The 18420-nt window shown below is 73.2% G+C and carries 14 protein-coding genes; 7 read left to right on the forward strand and 7 right to left on the reverse strand.

Translation table 11 applies throughout. The annotated features are described in order from the left end of the window. Positions 1-292 precede the first annotated feature (292 nt). Complete coding sequence (locus ACWA15_RS16310; RefSeq protein ID WP_464056550.1) at positions 293-889, reverse strand: MarR family winged helix-turn-helix transcriptional regulator; 597 nt, start codon at positions 887-889, stop codon at positions 293-295. A gap of 74 nt (positions 890-963) precedes the next feature. Between ACWA15_RS16310 and ACWA15_RS16315 the strand changes: the two genes are divergently transcribed. Further along, positions 964-1230: a hypothetical protein gene (locus ACWA15_RS16315; RefSeq protein WP_464056552.1), complete on the forward strand. Its 267-nt coding sequence runs from the start codon at positions 964-966 to the stop codon at positions 1228-1230. Between the two features lie 6 nt (positions 1231-1236). Here the strand turns inward: ACWA15_RS16315 and ACWA15_RS16320 are convergent, their stop codons facing one another. The 4 genes from ACWA15_RS16320 to ACWA15_RS16335 all read right to left on the reverse strand — a co-directional run bounded on the left by ACWA15_RS16320 (position 1237) and on the right by ACWA15_RS16335 (position 7466). After that, on the reverse strand, positions 1237-2289 hold the full coding sequence (locus ACWA15_RS16320) for a Gfo/Idh/MocA family protein (protein ID WP_464056553.1): 1053 nt from the start codon (positions 2287-2289) through the stop codon (positions 1237-1239). After that, the gene (locus tag ACWA15_RS16325) at positions 2286-3347 is read right to left on the reverse strand and encodes a Gfo/Idh/MocA family protein (protein ID WP_464056555.1); all 1062 of its coding nucleotides are present in this window, start codon (positions 3345-3347) and stop codon (positions 2286-2288) included. The genes ACWA15_RS16320 and ACWA15_RS16325 overlap by 4 nt, the downstream gene beginning before the upstream one ends. A 62-nt stretch (positions 3348-3409) precedes the next feature. Beyond that, a complete protein-coding gene (gene topA / locus ACWA15_RS16330) occupies positions 3410-6319 on the reverse strand; it encodes a type I DNA topoisomerase (RefSeq protein WP_464056557.1) in 2910 nt (969 codons plus the stop codon). A 115-nt stretch (positions 6320-6434) separates the two neighbouring features. Then, positions 6435-7466, reverse strand: a complete 1032-nt coding sequence (locus ACWA15_RS16335) for a phosphatase PAP2 family protein (RefSeq protein WP_464056559.1) — start codon at positions 7464-7466, stop codon at positions 6435-6437. Between the two features lie 135 nt (positions 7467-7601). Between ACWA15_RS16335 and ACWA15_RS16340 the strand changes: the two genes are divergently transcribed. Continuing rightward, positions 7602-8393, forward strand: a complete 792-nt coding sequence (locus ACWA15_RS16340; protein ID WP_464056560.1) for a response regulator transcription factor — start codon at positions 7602-7604, stop codon at positions 8391-8393. Continuing rightward, complete coding sequence (locus tag ACWA15_RS16345; protein WP_464056562.1) at positions 8390-10018, forward strand: sensor histidine kinase; 1629 nt, start codon at positions 8390-8392, stop codon at positions 10016-10018. The genes ACWA15_RS16340 and ACWA15_RS16345 overlap by 4 nt, the downstream gene beginning before the upstream one ends. Positions 10019-10105: 87 nt before the next feature. On the opposite strand, the gene ACWA15_RS16350 is transcribed toward ACWA15_RS16345, so the two are convergent. Both ACWA15_RS16350 and ACWA15_RS16355 read right to left on the reverse strand, forming a co-directional pair. After that, the gene (locus ACWA15_RS16350; protein WP_464056563.1) at positions 10106-11683 is read right to left on the reverse strand and encodes a DUF7059 domain-containing protein; all 1578 of its coding nucleotides are present in this window, start codon (positions 11681-11683) and stop codon (positions 10106-10108) included. Between the two features lie 12 nt (positions 11684-11695). Continuing rightward, the gene (locus ACWA15_RS16355; RefSeq protein ID WP_464056564.1) at positions 11696-12664 is read right to left on the reverse strand and encodes a LacI family DNA-binding transcriptional regulator; all 969 of its coding nucleotides are present in this window, start codon (positions 12662-12664) and stop codon (positions 11696-11698) included. A gap of 146 nt (positions 12665-12810) precedes the next feature. Here ACWA15_RS16355 and ACWA15_RS16360 point away from each other — a divergent pair, with 146 nt between their 5' ends. The 4 genes from ACWA15_RS16360 to ACWA15_RS16375 all read left to right on the forward strand — a co-directional run bounded on the left by ACWA15_RS16360 (position 12811) and on the right by ACWA15_RS16375 (position 18407). Further along, positions 12811-14583: an HAD family hydrolase gene (locus ACWA15_RS16360; protein WP_464059546.1), complete on the forward strand. Its 1773-nt coding sequence runs from the start codon at positions 12811-12813 to the stop codon at positions 14581-14583. A 94-nt stretch (positions 14584-14677) separates the two neighbouring features. After that, positions 14678-15685 (forward strand): DUF8171 family membrane protein, encoded by a 1008-nt coding sequence (locus tag ACWA15_RS16365; RefSeq protein WP_464056565.1) that lies wholly within the window; start codon positions 14678-14680, stop codon positions 15683-15685. Continuing rightward, the gene (locus ACWA15_RS16370) at positions 15685-17487 is read left to right on the forward strand and encodes an ABC transporter ATP-binding protein (protein ID WP_464056566.1); all 1803 of its coding nucleotides are present in this window, start codon (positions 15685-15687) and stop codon (positions 17485-17487) included. Before ACWA15_RS16365 ends, ACWA15_RS16370 begins: the two co-directional genes overlap by 1 nt. Continuing rightward, complete coding sequence (locus ACWA15_RS16375) at positions 17484-18407, forward strand: energy-coupling factor transporter transmembrane component T family protein (protein WP_464056567.1); 924 nt, start codon at positions 17484-17486, stop codon at positions 18405-18407. The genes ACWA15_RS16370 and ACWA15_RS16375 overlap by 4 nt, the downstream gene beginning before the upstream one ends. Positions 18408-18420 lie beyond the last annotated feature (13 nt).

An 18420-nucleotide genomic window follows, 5' to 3' on the forward strand; every position in this document is an offset into this window, starting at 1 on the left:
GCGTCCCCCCGGTGCGCGCCGGGGCGCCGGGGGCGCCGAACTCGCGCTCGGCTCGCCGAACTCGTGAATGGCTCGCCGAACTCGTGAATGAGCGACCGGACGGGCCGCAGAACGGGCCTGGCTCACGAGCTCGGCGAACGATTCACGAGTTCGGCGAACGGGTCACGAGCTCGGCGAACGGGTCACGAGCTCGGCGCGGGGTTCACGAGCTTGAGGCGAGGTTCGCCTCGCGGGAGGGACCGCACGAGGGAGTCGCCGCGCGGGAGGGGACGCCTGTCTCACGGACTGGCGGTCAGAGAACTCCGGCGCGCTGGCCGGCGTCGACGACCTTGGTGGCGGCGACCCGGATCTGGGTGAGCTCGGCGACGGACATCCCGGTGCGCGCCACCACCTGCGCGGGGATGCCCTCAGCCACCGCCCGCAGCTCCCGTCCGGCCGGGGTCAAGGAGATGGTCACCACTCGGGCGTCGCTGCTCGAGCGGGTTCTGGCGACGTACACCAGGGCCTCCAGACGTCGCACGAGCGGGGTGACGGTGGCCGGGTCCAGGTGCACCAGGCCGGAGATCTCGCTCATCGACAGGTCCCCGTGCTGCCACAGGGCGAGCATGACGAGGTACTGCGGGTGGGTCAGGTGCAGCGGCTCCAGCAGTGGGCGGTAGATCGCCACCATCGCGCGTGCAGCAGCCGAGAGGGCGAAGCAGACCTGGCTCTCCAGCGCGAGCGGGTTGACCCCGAGGTCGGCCGCGGAGTCGCGGTCCCGGTCGGAGCCCCGATCCCGGTTCCGGTCACGGTCACGGTCACGGTCACGGTCACGGTCGCTGTCGTGGTCGCCGGAGTCGACAGCGTCGCTCGGCTCGACCGGGTCGGTGGTGGTCTGCGAAGGCGTCACGGTGACATCGTAGGCACGTCGCGGGTATCCTTGGTACACGAATCATTTGTGCACCAAGAAGTTGGGAACCTGAGATGTTCGGACGTCGCCCGCTCAAGCGCGCAGACAAGCGGTCCGCGGGACTGCGGATCACCGAAGGGCTGCTGCCGATCTTCGGACCCGCCCAGGTCGGCGACTCGACCGCTCCCGTGCGCGCGGTCACCGAGGCCGAACGTGGCCGCGACGTCGCCCTGCGCACCGAGCTGACCCGGGTGGTCGGCCCGGACGGCAACAGCTACGTCGTCGTGACGCCGGTCGCGCCGGACCCGAGCTCCCCGACCGACCCGACCGACGCCGCGTAGCCCGCCTCACTCCCCCGGGTAGCGCACGCCGATCTGCGCGCGGATGCTGTCCATGATCTCCATGAGCTCCAAGCTCTGGTCGAGGGTCATCCGCGGGCTCTCGGTCAGCCCGGCCGCGACGCAGCGGGCCACCTCGGCGGCCTCGAACTGTTTGCCCTCGTCCAAGAGCTCACCGTCGGCGCCACGCACCCGCCCGTCGTACTCCCGCGGGATGCCGTCCGCTCCGGTGACGATGAAGGTCGTGGGCATGAGGTAGCGCTCGGCGATGTCGATCCGCCCGGTCGACCCGACGATCGTGGCGGTGTTCGGGGCGTGCGTGCGCACGGACGTGCTGAGCGTGGCGAGGGCACTGTTGCCGTACCGCAGCACGATCGTGTCCTGCGCGTCGACCCCGGTCGAGGTCAGCAGACCGGTCGCGCGCACCTCGTCGGGAGACCCGAGCAGGTCCACCGCGAAGGCCAGCGGGTAGATCCCCAGGTCGAGCAGGGCCCCACCGGCCAGCTCGGCGTTGAACATCCGGTGCTGGGCGTCGAAGGGGATGTCGACGTCGAAGCCCGCGCGGACCTCGCGGACCTCGCCGATGTCACCGCGGCGGATGATCTCCCGCAGCGCCGCCACGTGCGGCAGGTGCCGGGTCAGCATCGCCTCCATGCAGAACACCCCGGCGCCGCGAGCGGCGTCGACCACGGCGCGCGCCTCGGAGGCGTTGCGCGTGAAGGCCTTCTCCACCAGGACGTGCTTGCCGGCCCCGATCGCGAGCAGCGCGTGGTCGTGGTGGTGGGAGTGCGGGGTCGCGATGTAGATCGCGTCGACGTCAGGGTCGGCGACGAGCTCCTCGTAGGAGCCGTAGGGCCGCTCGATCCCGTGCTCGGCCGCGAACTTCACGGCCTTGGCGACGTCGCGCGACCCGGTGGCCAGGACGGTGCCGGACGTGTGCGCAGCGACGGCGTCGGCGAAGGACCCACCGATGTAGCCCGCGCCGAGCACACCCCACCGCAGCGGGGGTGCGTCGCGGGGGTCGGGCAGGACCCCGGAGACGAGGACGGGCTGGACGGTCATGCTGCTGCTCCTTCGCCGGGGAAGATCACGCCGACCTGCCGGCGGATCTCGTCCATGGCCGCGAGCACGTCGAGGGTGCCCTGCCAGCTCATCCGCTCGGACTGGGTGTCCCCGGCCTGCACCCGGGTGGCGACCTCGGCCGCCTCGTAGGCAAGCCCGGCGACCTCGGCGCGCGGCACCTCACGGCGCGTCCCGTCGCGCAGCACGACGCGGAAGCCGGTCGGTGCGTAGAAATAGCCGTCGATCTCGATGCGTCCCTTGGTCCCGGTGATCGTGGCGGCCGTCGGTGTCGCGGCCCACAGCGTCGTGGTCAGCACGGCCTGCGCGCGACCGGGGTAGCCGAGGATCATCGACACCTGCCCGTCGACCCCGGTCGAGGTGAGCGCGCCGACCGCGGTGATCGACTCGGGCACACCGAGGATGTCGTGGGCGAAGGAGACGGGGTACACCCCGAGGTCGAGCAGCGCACCGCCGGCGAGGTCGGGGTTGAGGAGGCGGTGGGAGTCAGGGACGTCGAAGTATTGTCCGTGGTCCGCGGTCAGCGTGATGACGTCGCCGATCTCCCCGCTCGCGAGGACCGCGCGGATCGCGGCGATGTGCGGCAGGAACCGGGTCCACATGGCCTCCATGACAAACACCCCAGCCGTGCGTGCGGCCTCGAAGACGTCCGCCGCCTCGGCGGCGTTGCGGGCGAACGCCTTCTCCACGAGCACGTGCTTGCCCGCGGCGATGGCCAGCAGGGCGTGCTCGCGGTGGTGGGAGTGCGGCGTCGCGACGTAGACGACGTCGACGTCCGGGTCGGCGACGAGCGCCTCGTAGGAGTCGTGCAGGTGCGCTCCTGCGGCGTCGGCGCCCAGGTGCGCCTCGGCGAAGGCGCGGGCCTTGTCCGCTGAGCGTGACCCCACCGCGACGACCGTGGACGCGGTCGCCGAGGTCACGGCCTCGGCGAAGGAACCGGCGATCCAGCCCGCGCCCAGGATGCCCCAGCGCAGGGCGGGTGCCTCGTGCGGACCGGGCACCGGGAGGGGGGAGGTCGTCACATCAGTGTGGGAGGTCATGGAACAACGCTAGCCGACACCGCTGACAGGGTCGTCACCGGGGACGACACGCCGCCCGCCGATCACTCCGCGGCGGGTGCCGCCTTCTTCACCGGAGCCTTCGCGGGCGCCTTCTTCGCGGGCGCCTTCTTCGCCGGAGCCTTCGCCGTCGTGGCACCGGCAGTCTTCGCCGTGGTCGTCTTGGCGGCCGCAGCCGTCTTCGCCGCGGGCGCCTTCTTGGCCGGGGCCTTCTTCGCCGCTACCGCCCGGGTCGTCTTCTTGACCGGCCCCTTGGCGCGCTTCTCAGCGAGCAGGTCGACCGCCTGCTCGTGGGTGATCGCCTCGATGGTGATGTCCTTGGGCAGCGTCCGGTTGGTCGTCCCGTCGGTCACGTAGGCCCCGAATCGTCCCTCCTTGATGACGATCGGCTTGCCCGACGTCGGGTCCTCGCCGAGCTCCTTGAGCGGCGGCGCGGCGGTGGCCCCGCGGCCGCGCTTGGGCTGGGCGTAGATCTCGAGCGCCTCGGGGAGGGTGACCGTGAACATGGCCTCCTCGCTCGCCAGCGTCCGGGAGTCTGTGCCCTTCTTCAGGTACGGGCCGTACCGGCCGTTCTGCGCGGTGATCTCCGCACCGGTCTCGGGGTCCACGCCCACCACCCGGGGCAGCGACAGCAGCTGCAGCGCGTCCTCGAGAGTGATCGTCTGCAACGACTGCGTCTTGAGCAGCGAGCCGGTGCGAGGCTTGGGCAGCGCGGCCTTGGCCCGCTTGAGCGCGGCGGCCGAGAGGCCCTCCTCGAACTCTGGCTCGGGCAGCAGCTCGGTCACGTACGGACCGTAGCGCCCGCCCTTGGCCACGATGGTCGTCCCGGTGCTGGGGTCCTCGCCCAGGATGAGGTCGCCCTCGCCCTGCGTCTCGAGGAGCTCGCGGGCCTTGGCGACGGTCAGCTCGTCGGGAGCCACCTCGTCGGGCACGGAGGCGCGCGGGGGGTTCTCCCCCTCGGCGACCTCAGCAGCGGTGTCCTCGATGTAGGGGCCGTAGCGTCCCACCCGCAGGGTGATGCCCTCGCCGATCGCGATCGAGTTGATCTCGCGGGCGTCGATGTCGCCGAGGTTCTCGACGAGCTCGTGCAGGCCTTCGCCGCTGGGGATCCCGGAGCCGTCGTCGCCGAAGTAGAACTTCGTCAGCCACGCGACCCGCTCGGTCTCCCCGGCCGCGATCGCGTCGAGGTCGGCCTCCATCGCGGCGGTGAAGTCGTAGTCGATGAGCTGGCCGAAGTGCTCCTCGAGCAGCCGGATGACAGCGAAGGCGAGCCAGCTGGGCACGAGGGCCTGGCCGCGGCTGAGCACGTAGCCGCGGTCCTGGATGACCGAGATGGTCGAGGCGTACGTCGACGGGCGACCGATCCCGCGTTCTTCGAGGGCCTTGACCAGGCTCGCCTCGGTGAAGCGCGGCGGGGCGGAGGTCGCGTGGCCGTCGGCCGCGAGGTCGCGCGAGGACAGGTCGTCGCCCTCGGCCATCTGCGGCAGGCGGGCGTCGTCGTCGGACTTCTTCGCGCCCTCGGCGTCGTAGCGCTCGGTGTCGCGGCCCTCTTCGTAGGCGGCGAGGAAGCCGCGGAACGTGATGACTGTGCCCGACGCCGCGAAGACGGCCTCGGTCGGCGATCCGGGCGCGGTGCGTCCGATGGTCGGGGCGTCGGCACCGAGGGTGCCGGTCACGGCCAGGCGCAGCGACGCGGTCGACCCGCGGGCGTCGGCCATCTGGGAGGCGACCGTGCGCTTCCAGATGAGCTCGTAGAGCTTGAACTGGTCGCCGCTGATCTCGCGGGAGACCTGCGCCGGGGTGCGGAAGGCGTCCCCGGCGGGGCGGATGGCCTCGTGGGCCTCCTGCGCGCCCTTGTTCTTGGAGGTGTAGACGCGCGGGGCGGACGGGACGAACTCGGGCCCGTACAGCTCGGCGGCCTGACGCCGCGCGGCGTCGGTGGCCTGCGTGGACAGCGCCGGGGAGTCCGTACGCATGTAGGTGATGTACCCGTTCTCGTACAGCGACTGCGCGGTGCGCATGGTCTGGCGGGAGGACATCCGCAGCTTGCGGGATGCCTCCTGCTGGAGCGTCGAGGTGGTGAACGGAGCCGCCGGGCGACGGGTGTACGGCTTGGTCTCCAGGCTGCGGACCCGGGCGGGCTGGTCGGCCAGCGCGGTGACCAGCGCGGCGGCGGCCACCTCGTCGAGCTGCACGACGCCGTCGGGCGACTTGAGCACGCCGGCGTCGGTGAAGTCCCGGCCTGAGGCCACACGCGCGCCGTCGACCTGCGTGAGCTTGGCGGAGAACCACTCGCCCGCGTCGGGGCCGGCGAGCGTGGTGAACTCTCCTGAGACGTCCCAGTAGCTCGCCGAGACGAAGGCCATCCGCTCGCGCTCGCGCTCGACGACCAGGCGGGTGGCCACCGACTGCACGCGCCCGGCGGACAGGCCCTGGCGGACCTTGCGCCACAGCACGGGCGAGACCTCGTAGCCGTAGAGACGGTCCAGGATGCGGCGGGTCTCCTGGGCGTCGACGAGGCGGGTGTCCAGCTCGCGGGTGTTCTCCAGCGCCCGGTTGATGGCCTCGCGGGTGATCTCGTGGAACACCATGCGCTTGACCGGGACCTTGGGCTTGAGCTCCTGCAGCAGGTGCCAGGCGATGGCCTCGCCCTCGCGGTCCTCATCGGTTGCGAGGTAGAGCTCGTCGGCGTCCTTGAGGAGCTTCTTCAGCTCCGCGACCTTCTTCTTCTTGTCCGCGTAGACCTCGTAGTACGGCTCGAAGCCGCCGTCGACGTTGACCGCGAACTTGCCGAAGGGCCCCTTCTTCATGTCCGCCGGCATCTCCGAGGGCTGGGGCAGGTCGCGGATGTGACCGACGCTCGCCTCGACCTCGTAGTCGTCGCCGAGGTAGCCGGCGATCGTGCGTGCCTTGGCAGGTGACTCCACGATGACGAGTTTGCGACCTGCGGACATACAAGGGCCTGCTTCCGTGACGGGGACTGCGTGGTATCGATCGGCGCTCGGTCAGCAGCAGCGTCTGCTGCGAGAGGCGTTCAACTCGGCAGCCTACGGCCTCAGCGCACGCTCGTCACACCGAAAGGCCTGCAGTGGGACGCGCCACAGCCTGACGGAGGGCCAGGAGCAGGGCGAAGACCGCGGCGGTCGCGGCGACCACGCCGCATGCCCCGCCCACGTACGCGACGACCTCCACGTTGTGGGTGACCGCGGCGCCGGACTCCACGACCGAGGCCGTCTTCTGGAGCGCCCACCCCGCCGCCGCGGCGCAGCCGATCGTGACCAGAGCGAGCACCGTGAGGGTCCAGGAGTAGCCCGAACCGCGCTGTGCGTAGCGGTTGGAGCCGGCCGCGGCCGGGCGGGCCGGGTCGAGCGCGGTCCGGGTGGTCAGGGCGCAGGCCAGGGCCCCCCAGCAGAGCACCACGGTGAGCGCAGCGACGACGTCGCTGGGCCGGTGCCACTGCCCCACGAGCGTGGAGACGCCGGTCGCGGCGGTGTAGGCCGCACCGAGCAGCGCGACGACGGGCCGGGCCGCGCGCGGCACCGCGAGCACGAGCGCGACCGAGACCGAGGCGGCCACGGTCGTGTGGCCGCTCGGCAGGGAGTTGCCCCACCAGCTCTCGGTGCCCAGGTCCGCACGGTCGAAGACGACGTTCTTGAGCAGCTGGGTCGTGACGTTCGAGCCGACCACGACCACCGCGACCTGCGCGGCCAGGCTCCACCGACGCCGGACGAGGGCGACGCCCATCGCCGCGATGGTGCCCGCCACCACGAAGGTGATCGAGACGACATCGAGCAGCGGTTCCGCGACGGTCCACAGCTGGTTCCGCCCGTGGACCGCGCCCTCGTAGGTGATCTCCTCGACGATCTGACCCAGCCGCGTCCCCACGAAGGCGCGCCAGATCGCGGCGGTGGCGACCGCCGCCGCGAGCGCGATGAGCACCGCGAGCACGCGGGGGCCGACCCGCACCGCGGGGGCCGCAGTAGTCGGGGTGGGCGGGGTGGGCACAGTGGGCGCGGTGTTCGGGCTGGTCGGGGCCGCGAGCGAGGGGGACTCCGGGTGATCGGTCACAGGCAGCAGTCGGGTCGCGTCGTCGGGTCTCACCAGGCAACGGTATGCCAGACCTGTGGCGGTCCGGCGAAGATCACGTCGAAAAGGTGGGAACGATAGGCCTCGATTCACAGGTTGCTCATAGGTGGCGCTCAGGCGCGCCCCGAGGGCGGGGTGCACCATGAACACATGGTCACCCCCACCTCCGCGCCCGCCGACGCCCCCCGCCCCGGGCAGCCGCGCCTCACCCAGGCGGCGCAGCCGCGCCTGACACGCCCCGACGGCAGCCCGCTTCGGGTCCTCGTGGTCGACGACGAGCCGAACCTCGCCGATCTGCTCACCTCCGCGCTGCGCTACGAGGGCTGGGACGTCTCGACCGCGCTCACCGGGCAGAGCGCGGTCACGCTCGCCCGGGAGGTGTCCCCCGACGTGATCGTGCTCGACATCATGCTGCCGGACATCGACGGGCTGCAGGTGCTGCACCGCATCCGTGCGCACCAGTCGGCCGTGCCGGTGCTCTTCCTCACCGCCCGAGATGCGGTCGAGGACCGCGTCGCGGGACTCACCGCGGGCGGTGACGACTACGTCACCAAGCCCTTCAGCCTCGAAGAGGTGGTCGCGCGGCTGCGCGGGCTGCTGCGCCGCGCCGGGGCGAACGCGGCACGCGAGGACGCCACCCTCGTCGTCGGCGACCTCGTGCTCGACGAGGACTCTCACGAGGTCACCCGGGCCGGGGTGGAGATCGCGCTCACCGCGACGGAGTTCGAGCTGCTGCGCTACCTCATGCGCAACGCCCGCCGAGTGATGTCCAAGGCGCAGATCCTCGACCGGGTGTGGCAGTACGACTTCGGTGGGCAGGCCAACATCGTCGAGCTCTACATCTCCTACCTGAGGCGCAAGATCGACGCCGGACGCGAACCGATGATCCACACGCTGCGCGGGGTGGGGTACGTCCTCAAGCCCACCGGACCGGCCGCGTGAGCCCGGCTCCGGCCGCTGCATCCACCACCGCCCCGGTGTCGGCGTCGGCGTCGGTGGACCGCCGACGACGTCCGTGGACCCTGCGCCGCCAGCTCGTCGCCCTCGTCATCAGCCTGGTTCTCCTCATCTGCGCGGTCCTGGCGGTCGTGTCCACCCTCGCGCTGCGCAGCCAGCTGCTCGACCAGGTCGACTCCCAGCTGCAGTCCGCGAACGAGCGTGCCACGAGCCCGCCCCGGGGGCTGGACCGTCCGTCCGGCACGGAGTCACCCACCTTCACGGAGTCACCCACCTTCCAGGCACCTGATCAGCTACCCGACCTGCCCTCCGACCTGATCCCCGGCCAGGACCAGCTCCCCTGGCAGATCCCGGGCCAGGGCGCCGGCACCATCGACGTGTTCTTCTCCGGGGAGGACATCGTCCAGGCCGCCTACCCGGACGACTCCGGCACCATGACCGACCTGACCGACGCCCAGCTCGCCGACCTCACGGCGGTCCCGACCGACGGGCGCATCCACCCGGTCCACCTCAGCGACCTCGGGTCCTACCGGGCGATCTCCGCCACGACCGCGAGCGGCGACCGGGTCATCACGGCCGTGCCGACCACGACGGCCGACGAACCGCTGCAGTCCTACGTCGTGGTGGAGATCATGCTCATCGCCGCCGCGGCCGGCGTGGCCGCAGCGGCCGCGACCCTCCTGGTGCGGCGCTCGCTGCGGCCGCTGGAGCGGGTGGCGCACACCGCCATGCGCGTCTCGGAGCTGCCGCTGGACCGCGGCGAGGTGGTGCGGATCCAGGGCGTCGATCCGGGCGACACCGACGAGCGGACCGAGGTGGGGACCGTGGGCGCGGCCCTGAACCGGATGCTCGGCCACGTCGAGAGCTCCCTGGCGGCCCGGCACGAGTCCGAGACCCAGGTGCGCCAGTTCGTCGCGGACGCGAGCCACGAGCTGCGGACACCGCTGGCCTCCATCCGCGGGTACGCCGAGCTGGTCCGCCGGTCCCCCGACGTCGTGCCCCCCGACACCCTGCGGTCGCTGGACCGGATCGAGTCCGAGGCGCTGCGGATGGGGGCCCTGGTCGAGGACCTGCTGCTGCTCGCCCGGCTGGACGCGGGGCGCCCGCTCGAGCGCGCCGACGTCGACCTCACGGTCCTGGCGATCGACGCGGCAGCGGACGCCCACGCGGCGAGCCGCGCCCACCTGTGGCGCCTCGAGCTGCCCGACGACGACGACGGGGCCGCGCCGGTCGAGACCACCGACGCCGTCGTCACCGGTGACGAGGCCCGCCTGCGTCAGGTGTTCACCAACCTGCTCGGCAACGCCCGCGTGCACACTCCGCCCGGGACCACCGTGGTCCTGTCGGTGCGCCCCGACCGCGACCGGGTCGTCGTCGCCGTGTCCGACGACGGACCGGGCGTCTCGCCGTCCCTGGCCCCGTCGCTGTTCCAGCGTTTCAGCCGCGGGGACTCTGCCCGCAACCGCGGCGGCGGTTCGACCGGGCTCGGGCTGGCGATCGTCCAGGCCATCGTGTCGGCGCACGGCGGGGAGATCACCGTCCGGTCCGCCCCCTCCCCGGGCACCGGGGCGACCTTCGAGGTGAGCCTGCCCCGCGCCACACCCCGCTGAGTGCGGGAGAACGGCTGCCTGATGTCCGGTTTGGGCAGCCGTTCGGCCGCACTCAGCGGAGGGGGTGGGCGGACTGCGGCCGAGGGATCAGGGGGCCGGGAGGAGCTCCGCGGGGGTGAGGAAACCGTCGCGCACGAGGCCGCGCACGGCGGGCAGCAGCTCACCGGCCAGCTCACCGGCGGGCACCTCGAAGAGGGAGGCGATCGCCGTCGTGAGCTGGCCCACCGTGAGCTCCCCGTCGCTCGCCCCGACCAGCGCGGCCAGCCCGGCCGAGGCCTGGATCCCGCGGCCGAGCCCGTCGCCCTGGCGGACGATGACGACGTTCGGGTCCCCGGCTCCGGGGGTGAGGTAGCGCTCCTCGCTGACGTCGGGGGCGACGGTCAGGCATGCAGCCGCGAGCGCGGCGTCGTCGCGGGCCGCGAGCCAGTCGTGGGCCGCGAGGGAGGCGGCCAGGTGGGCGCCGAGGGGCTGGCGGACCGAGCCGGTGTGCTCCTCGAGCCGGCGCAGGCTCGTGCCCTGACCGGTGGGCTTGCGCAGGGTGACGATCCCGAGGCCGACCGCCTCGACGTCGCGGGTCGCAAAGTCGTCGAGCCACGCCTCGTAGGACGCGGCCCACTCCGCGGGTTCGCGCTCGGGGGTGGTGCCGCCGTCCCGGATCCACGTCTCGGCGTACTCGGCCGGGTCGAGGACCTCACGCTGGATGACCCAGCCGTCCAGCCCTGCCTCGTCCAGCCACCCGCCGACCCGCTCGGTCCACCCCTCCCCGCGGCGGTGCTCCCAGTTGCCGAGGAGCTGGGCGACCCCGCCCGGGGCGAGCACGTCGCCGACGCCCAGGATGAGGTCCCGCACCAGGTCGTCCCCGGCGCGGCCGCCGTCGCGGTACTCGTAGTCCGGGATGACCCCGGCGCCCGCGGCCCGGGGGGTGATGACGAACGGCGGGTTCGACACGACGAGGTCGAAGAGCTCCCCCGCGACGGGCTCGAGCATCGACCCCTCGCGCAGGTCGAGACGTACCCCGTCGAGGGCCGCGTTGAACTCGGCGAAGGCCAGCGCCCGCCGGGAGATGTCGGTCGCCACGACCGACCCGGCGTGCCGGGAGGCGTGCAGGGCCTGGATTCCGCAGCCGGTGCCCAGGTCGAGCACCCGCTCGACCGGGGTGCGCATGGTCACCTGGGCGAGCGTGATCGAGGCGCCGCCGGCCCCGAGCACGTGGTCAGCGGCCAGGCGGCGCCCGGTCACGAGCTCGCCCAGGTCCGAGGCCAGCCACCAGGACACCGGCCCGGTCGCGTCGTGCGCGGCGTAGGGGCGCAGGTCGAGCAGGGCGCGGACGCCGTCGTCGGGTCCGGAGCCCGCCGCCGCGACCAGGCCCAGGCGGACGGCGCCGTCGGCCCTGACCGCCGGCAAGGCCGCGTCGAGGTCCGCGCGGGTGACCTCCATCCCGAGCAGGAACAGTGCGGTGAGCACCGCGCGGGGCTCGGGGCTCCCTCCGGCGAGCGCGGCCCGCGCGACCCGCAGCGCTGGGACCGCCTGCTCCCGGTGGAGGGCCGCGGCGGCGAGCGGACCGAGGAGGTCCTCCACGCCGTCGACCGTGTAGGAGGCTGCCGCGAGGTCGTCGCGCAGCAGGGGCAGGAGGCGAGGGTCGATCGTGGGGTCACCGAGGGGCATGCCCCTATCTTCCTACCCGGCGACCGTCGAGCCGCGCACGACGAGCCGGGGCTCGAGGACCTCGTGGCGGTCCTCGGTGCGCCCGGCCAACCGCTCGAGCAGCAGCTCGACCGCGAGCGCCCCCATCCGGCCCCGGGGCTGGTGGACGCTGGTGAGGCGGGGGCGCGCCCGCAGCGCGAGGGAGGAGTCGTCGTAGCCGACGACGGCCAGGTCGCCCGGGACGGACAGGTCGAGGCCGTGCGCCTGGTCGAGGACGTCGAAGGCCTCGACGTCGTTGCGGGCGAACACTCCCTGATAGGCGTCTGCGAGGAGGTCGCCGAGGGCATCCGGGCCGACCACGCGCGCTAATCCGGCCAGCCCGTGCCGGGCCATCGCCTGCTCGTAGCCGTCGCGGCGGGCCCGGCCGGCCGGCCGGTTGCTACCGCTCACGTGGGCGATCCGGGTGCGGCCGAGCCCCACGAGGTGGTCGACCGCGAGCGCGGCGCCGCGGACGTCGTCGTTGGTGACCGTGTCGACGCCGTCGACGGGTCCGAGCGGACGACCGACCATGACCACCGGGGCGCGGCGGGCCGCCGCCCGCAGCTGCTCCTCCTCGAGCCAGGAGCTGACGACCACGAGTCCGTCCACGTTCAGCCCGAGCAGCGTGTCCAGGTGGCGGGCCAGGTGACCGCGGTCCCGGGAGCCGTGGACGAGCAGCACGGAGAACCCGGCAGCCTCGGCGGCCTCCTCCACGCCAGCGACGATCTCGGTGTGGTACGGGTTGTCCAGGCTCGAGATGACAGCCCCGATGAGCATCGTGCGGCCCTGCTTGAGGCTGCGTGCCAGGGCGTTGGAGCGGTAGCCGAGGTGGTCGGCGGAGAGCTGGATGCGCGCGCGGGTGCGTTCGCTGACGCCGGGATCCCCGCGCAGGGCGAGGGAGACGAGCGACTTGGAGACGCCGGCGTGGGCGGCGACGTCGAGCAGGGTCGGGCGTGGGGTCACGGGTCCATTCTCCCCCGTCACACAGCGCGTCCGCGGCCACGGACCACCAGGACTGGAACGTTCCAGAAGTTCGATCCGTGTTTGTGCGACGGACACCTGAGAGTCGCCGGGACGTCGCCGTGCGTACCTACGGTGCTCTCGTGACCATGACCGACGTGACCCGCCCCGCACCCCGGCCCGACCGCCCCGATGCCCCGTCCAGCCCTGCCATCGACAGGGCTGCAGGCGCTGCTGGCGCTGCCGACCTCGCCCACCTCGCCGGCGCGTCCGGCCTGGGCACCCGGCCCGACGCGCTGCTCCTCGACTTCGGGGGTGTCATCTTCCAGACGACCAAGCGCCCCGAAGGGTACGGCGAGGTCGCCGCGCACCTGAGCGAGGTGCTGGCCCGCGCCGGCCACACGCACTCCCCGGCCGAGCTCGAGCCGGTCCTGCGCGGCGGCGTCGCCGCCCTCAAGGACTGGAAGAACTCCTCGAGCCGGCGCCTGACGCCCCCCGAGATGGACCACCGCACGATATGGCACGACTTCCTCGCCTCGCCGCTGCCGCTCGCCGCCCGCGAGGTCCTCGCCGGCAGCGCCGGCATCCTGCTGGCCCGCCTCACCGCGACCCTGAGCGAGCACACCGTCCGCCCGGGCATCCCCGAGCTGCTCGCGACGGCCACCGAGCTCGGCATCTCCCTCGGCATCGTCTCCAACGCCCACTCCGGGCGCGCCCACCGCACCCTGCTCGCCGCGCACGGCCTCGCCGAGGCCTTCGGGGTGCAGGTCTACTCCGACGAGGTCGGCATCCGCAAGCCGCACCCGGGCATCATCACGATGGCCGCCCGCGCCCTGCGCACCACCCCCGACCGCACCTGGTACGTCGGGGACACCCTGGACCGCGACGTCGTCGCCGGGCGCCGCGCCGGCGTCGGCGCCGTCATCCTCACCCGCCACCACCGCAGCGACACCCCGCCCTACCCCGTCACCGACACCGCCGACGCCGTCCTGGACACCCCCGAGGGCATCGCCGACCTGCTGCGGGCAGCCCGGCCGGCCGCCGTTCACGCCGCACCCGCGGCCCCGGCTGCCCCGGCTGCCCCGGCCCCAGCAACGCCAGCTCCAGCAATGCCGCCCGCGCCCGCCGGGCGCCCCTCCGCCCTCCTGCTCGACCACGGCGGCGTGATCGTCACCTCCGCGCCCGACGACGCCGCGCGCCTCGCCTTCGCCCGTCACCTCTCCGACCGCCTCGCCGCCGCCGGGTACTCGCTCACCCCCGACGCGGCCGCCGACGCCGTCGCCGGGGCACGGGTGCACCACCGCGCCTGGAAGGACCGCCACGAGGGGCGCGACGACGGGACGGACGTGGTCGAGATCGACGCGACGACGTTCTGGGTCGAGCTCGTCGGCCCGGCACTGGCGCACCTCGGTGACGGGATCACCGACTGGTTGCGCGCCGAGGCCCATTCCCTCGTGCTCGACTACGCCCGGTCCAAGAGCCGCCCGACGCTGCGCCCGGGGGTCCGCGAGGTCCTCGAGTCGGCCCGTGACCTGGGCGTTCCGGTCGCGATCGTCTCCAACACCGTCTGCGGTCGGGCGGTCCGCGAGGAGCTCGAGGCCTACGGCATCGACCACCTCGTGGGCGTGCACGTCTACTCCGACGAGCTCGGTCGCCGCAAGCCCGACCCGGTGACCGCCACGACCGCCCTGACCGCGCTCGGCGCCGACCCGGCCCGCGCCTGGTTCGTCGGGGACAAGCCGCACCGCGACGTGCTCGCGGCCCGGGGCGCCGGCGTCGGGACGGTCGTGCTCGTGCGCGGCGGCTCGAGCCCGGACGCGACCCTCGAGGCCGCTAGCGGCGTCCTCGCCCCCGACCACGTCGTCGGCGAGGTCGGGGATCTGCTGTCCCTGTGGGCTGCGGCGCTCGCCGTGACCCCCTGATCCTCCCGACCGTCGACCACCACCCACCTGCACCACCCTCCCGCACCACCCTCCCGCACCACCACCTGCACCGACTGCCCCAGGAAGGCACGCCATGAACGGCTCCGCGAGCACCAGCGCCCCGGCCCGTCAGTCCCCGCCCACCACGTCCGCGCCCACCACGCCGGGGACCACCCCCCGACGGATGCACGACCCGGACAACATCTCCAGCTCACAGAAGCTCATGGTCCTCGTGCTGTCCATGACGCTCTTCGGGATCTCCGACATCGTCACCGGGATCGTGCCGAGCGTCCAGGTCGGCCCCCTCGAGTTCGAGGTCGCCTACTTCGCCTTCATCCCCGTCGTCCTGGCGGCCCTGTTCTGCCCGCTGTGGGTCGCGGTCGGCGCAGCGCTCGGGGAGATGATCTTCTCCGACATCCTGCTCGGCGACTTCGGCGGCCTCGGTGAGCTCGAGGGCTTCCTGCAGCTGGTGCTCGGCATCTACATCGCCGGCTGCATCGTGCGCGACCCCCGCAACCGTCGCCAGCTCGCCGTCGCCGCCTTCACCCTGGTGGCGATCGACAAGGTGTCCTCCGCGATCATCGACCTGGCCAAGGTCGGCGTCGGGATCGACCCCGAGACGCTCGAGGAGTCGGACGGGCTGTTCCGGGCCGTGCTCGTCGCGGAGTCGCTCGAGCTCGTCATGGCGCTGCTCATCACCGGCGTGCTCTTCGGCGCCCTGCCCGCCATGTGGCTCGCCCCGCGCCTCTACGGCAAGATCGAGCCGCTCATGGGGATGCGTCCGCGCGACCCCAAGAACCCTCCGCGCCTCGTCGGCCCCCGCGGCACCCCGTTCTGGCTCATCGGCCTCCTCGCCCTGCTCGGTGCCGTCGGGATCGGCATCGTCTCCCAGTGGGAGGAGTTCGTCGGCCGCGAGGGCGGCATCATGACGCTGGGCGCCTTCGAGCCGGACTTCGTCGACGAGTACGGGTCCACCTTCATCTGGGTGGCCCTGGCCATCGCGGCCCTGGCCGTGGCCGCCGCCGTCGGCCTCGTCGTGGCCCTGGCCCGGCGCCGCTCCGCCGCAGCCACGACCACGCGCTCCGACCAGGGCACTCGCTGATGCCCGCGCCGACCATGGCGATCGAGGTCCGCGGACTCACCTTCCGCTACCCCGGCGCCGAGCAGGACACCCTGCGCGGGGTCGACCTGCAGATCGAGACGGGTGACTTCGTCGCTGTGGTCGGCGGCAACGGGTCCGGCAAGACCACGTTGTGCAAGACCTTCAACGGGCTCGTCCCCCACTTCTGGTCCGGGGACCTCACCGGGTCCGTGCACGTCCTGGGCCGGGACACCGCCGAGGTCGGCGTCGCCGAGCTCTCCCACGACGTCGGGTACGTCTTCCAGGACTTCGGCAACCAGCTGGTGCGCCCCACCGTGCGCGACGACGTCTCCTTCGCCCCGGTGAACTTCGGCCTCCCCGACTGGGAGCAGCGCACGGCCCACGCCCTGGAGACCCTCGACATCACCTCCCTCGCCGACCGCTACACGTGGCAGCTCTCCGGCGGCCAGCAGCACCTGACCGCCATCGCCGGTGCGCTCGCGCTGACCCCGTCGGTCCTCGTCGTCGACGAGCCGGTGGCCGAGGTGGATCCCCACCGCGCCCAGGAGATCTACGAGCACCTGACCCGGCTCAACCGGGAGCTCGGGATCACGATCGTCGTCGTCGAGCACCACGCCGAGTTCGTCGCCCGGTACGCCCGGTCGGTCGTCCTCATGGCCGACGGCGTCCCGCGCTGGCACCTGCCCGTCGCCGAGGCCCTCGCCCGCACCGACGAGCTCGAGGCCGCCGACATCCCGGCCCCGCAGGTGACCGCGGTCGCCCGGGCCCTCGAGCCGCACGGCCCGGTCCCCTCGACCGTCCCGGCTGCGCTCGCCTGGCTGGGCGAGCGCGGCATCACCTCCGGCGCGGACCTCGCCGGCCCTGACCTCGCCGGAGCAGACGGCGCCGGAACGGGCCCGGCGGGCACGGACCCGACCCGGGCGCCGCTCGGTGAGATGGTCGCCCGCGTCTGCCAGGTCACCCGCACCTACCGCTCCCTCTCCGGGCCCCGCTCCACCGTCATCGAGGGCCTCGACCTCGACCTACGCGAGGGCGAGCGGGTCGCCCTCGTCGGCTCGAACGGCGCCGGGAAGTCCACCCTGCTCAAGCTGCTGTCCGGGCTGGATGTCCCGGACGTCGGCAGCGTCACGGTGAACGGGACCGACACCCGGACCGTCTCGGCCGCCGAGCTCGCCGACACCGTCTGCTACCTCCACCAGCGCCCCGAGGAGATGTTCCTCAAGGACTCCGTGCGCGCCGACGTCGCGATGCACCCGGTCGGACGCCGGGTTCCGGGCGCGGCCGAGCTCGTCGAGGAGGTGCTGGACCGCGTCGGCCTGACCGCGCTGGCCGACCGGGACGGGCGCCTGCTCTCCGGCGGCCAGCAGCGGCGGGCGACCCTCGCCGTCGGGCTCGCGATGCGCCCCCGCCTGCTCCTGCTGGACGAGCCCACCTCGAGCCTGGACCTGCGGAGCCGCGACGACGTCATCTCCATGCTCGCCGCGCTCGCCGAGCACATCCGGTGCACGGTCATCGCGACCCACGACATGCACCTGGTGGCCGAGTGGGCCGACCGCGTGGTCGTCCTGGACCAGGGCAAGGTGATCGCCGACACCGACCCGCGCACCCTCTTCACCCGACCCGACCTGCTCGAGCGCGCCCGCCTCGTCCCGCCCCAGGTCGTCCAGCTCGGAGCGGCCCTCGGCCTGGACCCGATCCCGCTCTCGGTCCCCGAGCTCGCCGCCCGGCTCACCGCACGCCCCGCCGTCCCCGCCCTCACTTCCCTCACTGCCCCCGCGACCGCCAGCCGGAGACTCCCATGACCAGCGTCGTCGACACCCCCGCGGCCCTGGCCGCGGGCGCTGCCCCGGGCCGCCCCGCTCCCGGCCGTCCCGCTCCGGGCCGGCAGACCCGGCACCGGCGGGCCGAGGGCGACCGGCTCTCCCTCGAGTGGATCAAGCTCGAGCTCATGCGGGTGGCCTACGCGACCCGCGGCGGCTTCCTCGCCCGCCGCGACCCGCGCGCGGTCCTGTTCTGGTACGCCCTGTGCGCCTTCGCCCCGTGGCTCACCTACGACACGACCGTCCTCGCCCTCCTCTTCACCCTCGCCGCCGGGACCGCCCTGGCGGCCCGGATCGGGCCGCTGCTGCTCGGGGTCTTCACGCTCGGGATCGCCGGGCAGTGCCTCTACCTCCTCGCCCTCGTGTGGTTCCTGCAGGGAGACGCGACCGCGATCCAGGGGCTGACCGTCATCACCCTCAAGCTCGGGACGGTCTCGCTGGTGAGCATGGCTGCCTTCGTCTCCCTCGACCCGGAGAAGCTCTCCGACGCGCTCCTGGCGCTGCGCGCCCCGGCGATGCTCGGCTTCGGGGTCAGCTACGGGTACCGGATGCTGCCGCTGCTGATCGACGAGTTCCACACGATCGTCGACGGGCACCGCCTGCGCGGGCCCCGCCCCACCCGGCACGGGCTGCTCGGCTGGCGCACCGCCCGGCGGGTCTCGCTCATCGTCGTCGAGTCCTTCTACCCGCTCATGCTCAACACCGCCAAGCGCACCCGGACCACGGTCGAGGCGCTCGAGACCAAGGGCTTCACGACCGAGCGGCGCGACGACGCGGGCCGCCGGATCCGCCTCGCCCACCTGCGCTTCGGCGCGGGCGACGCGGTCCTGCTGGCCGGGTCGCTCGTCGTCGTCGTGGCGGCCTTCGGGGTGGGCACCACCTGGCCGGTGCTGGGCGGCTGAAGGCCCGGGGCCG

Source organism: Sanguibacter sp. TS_SC_8 (assembly GCF_055361235.1).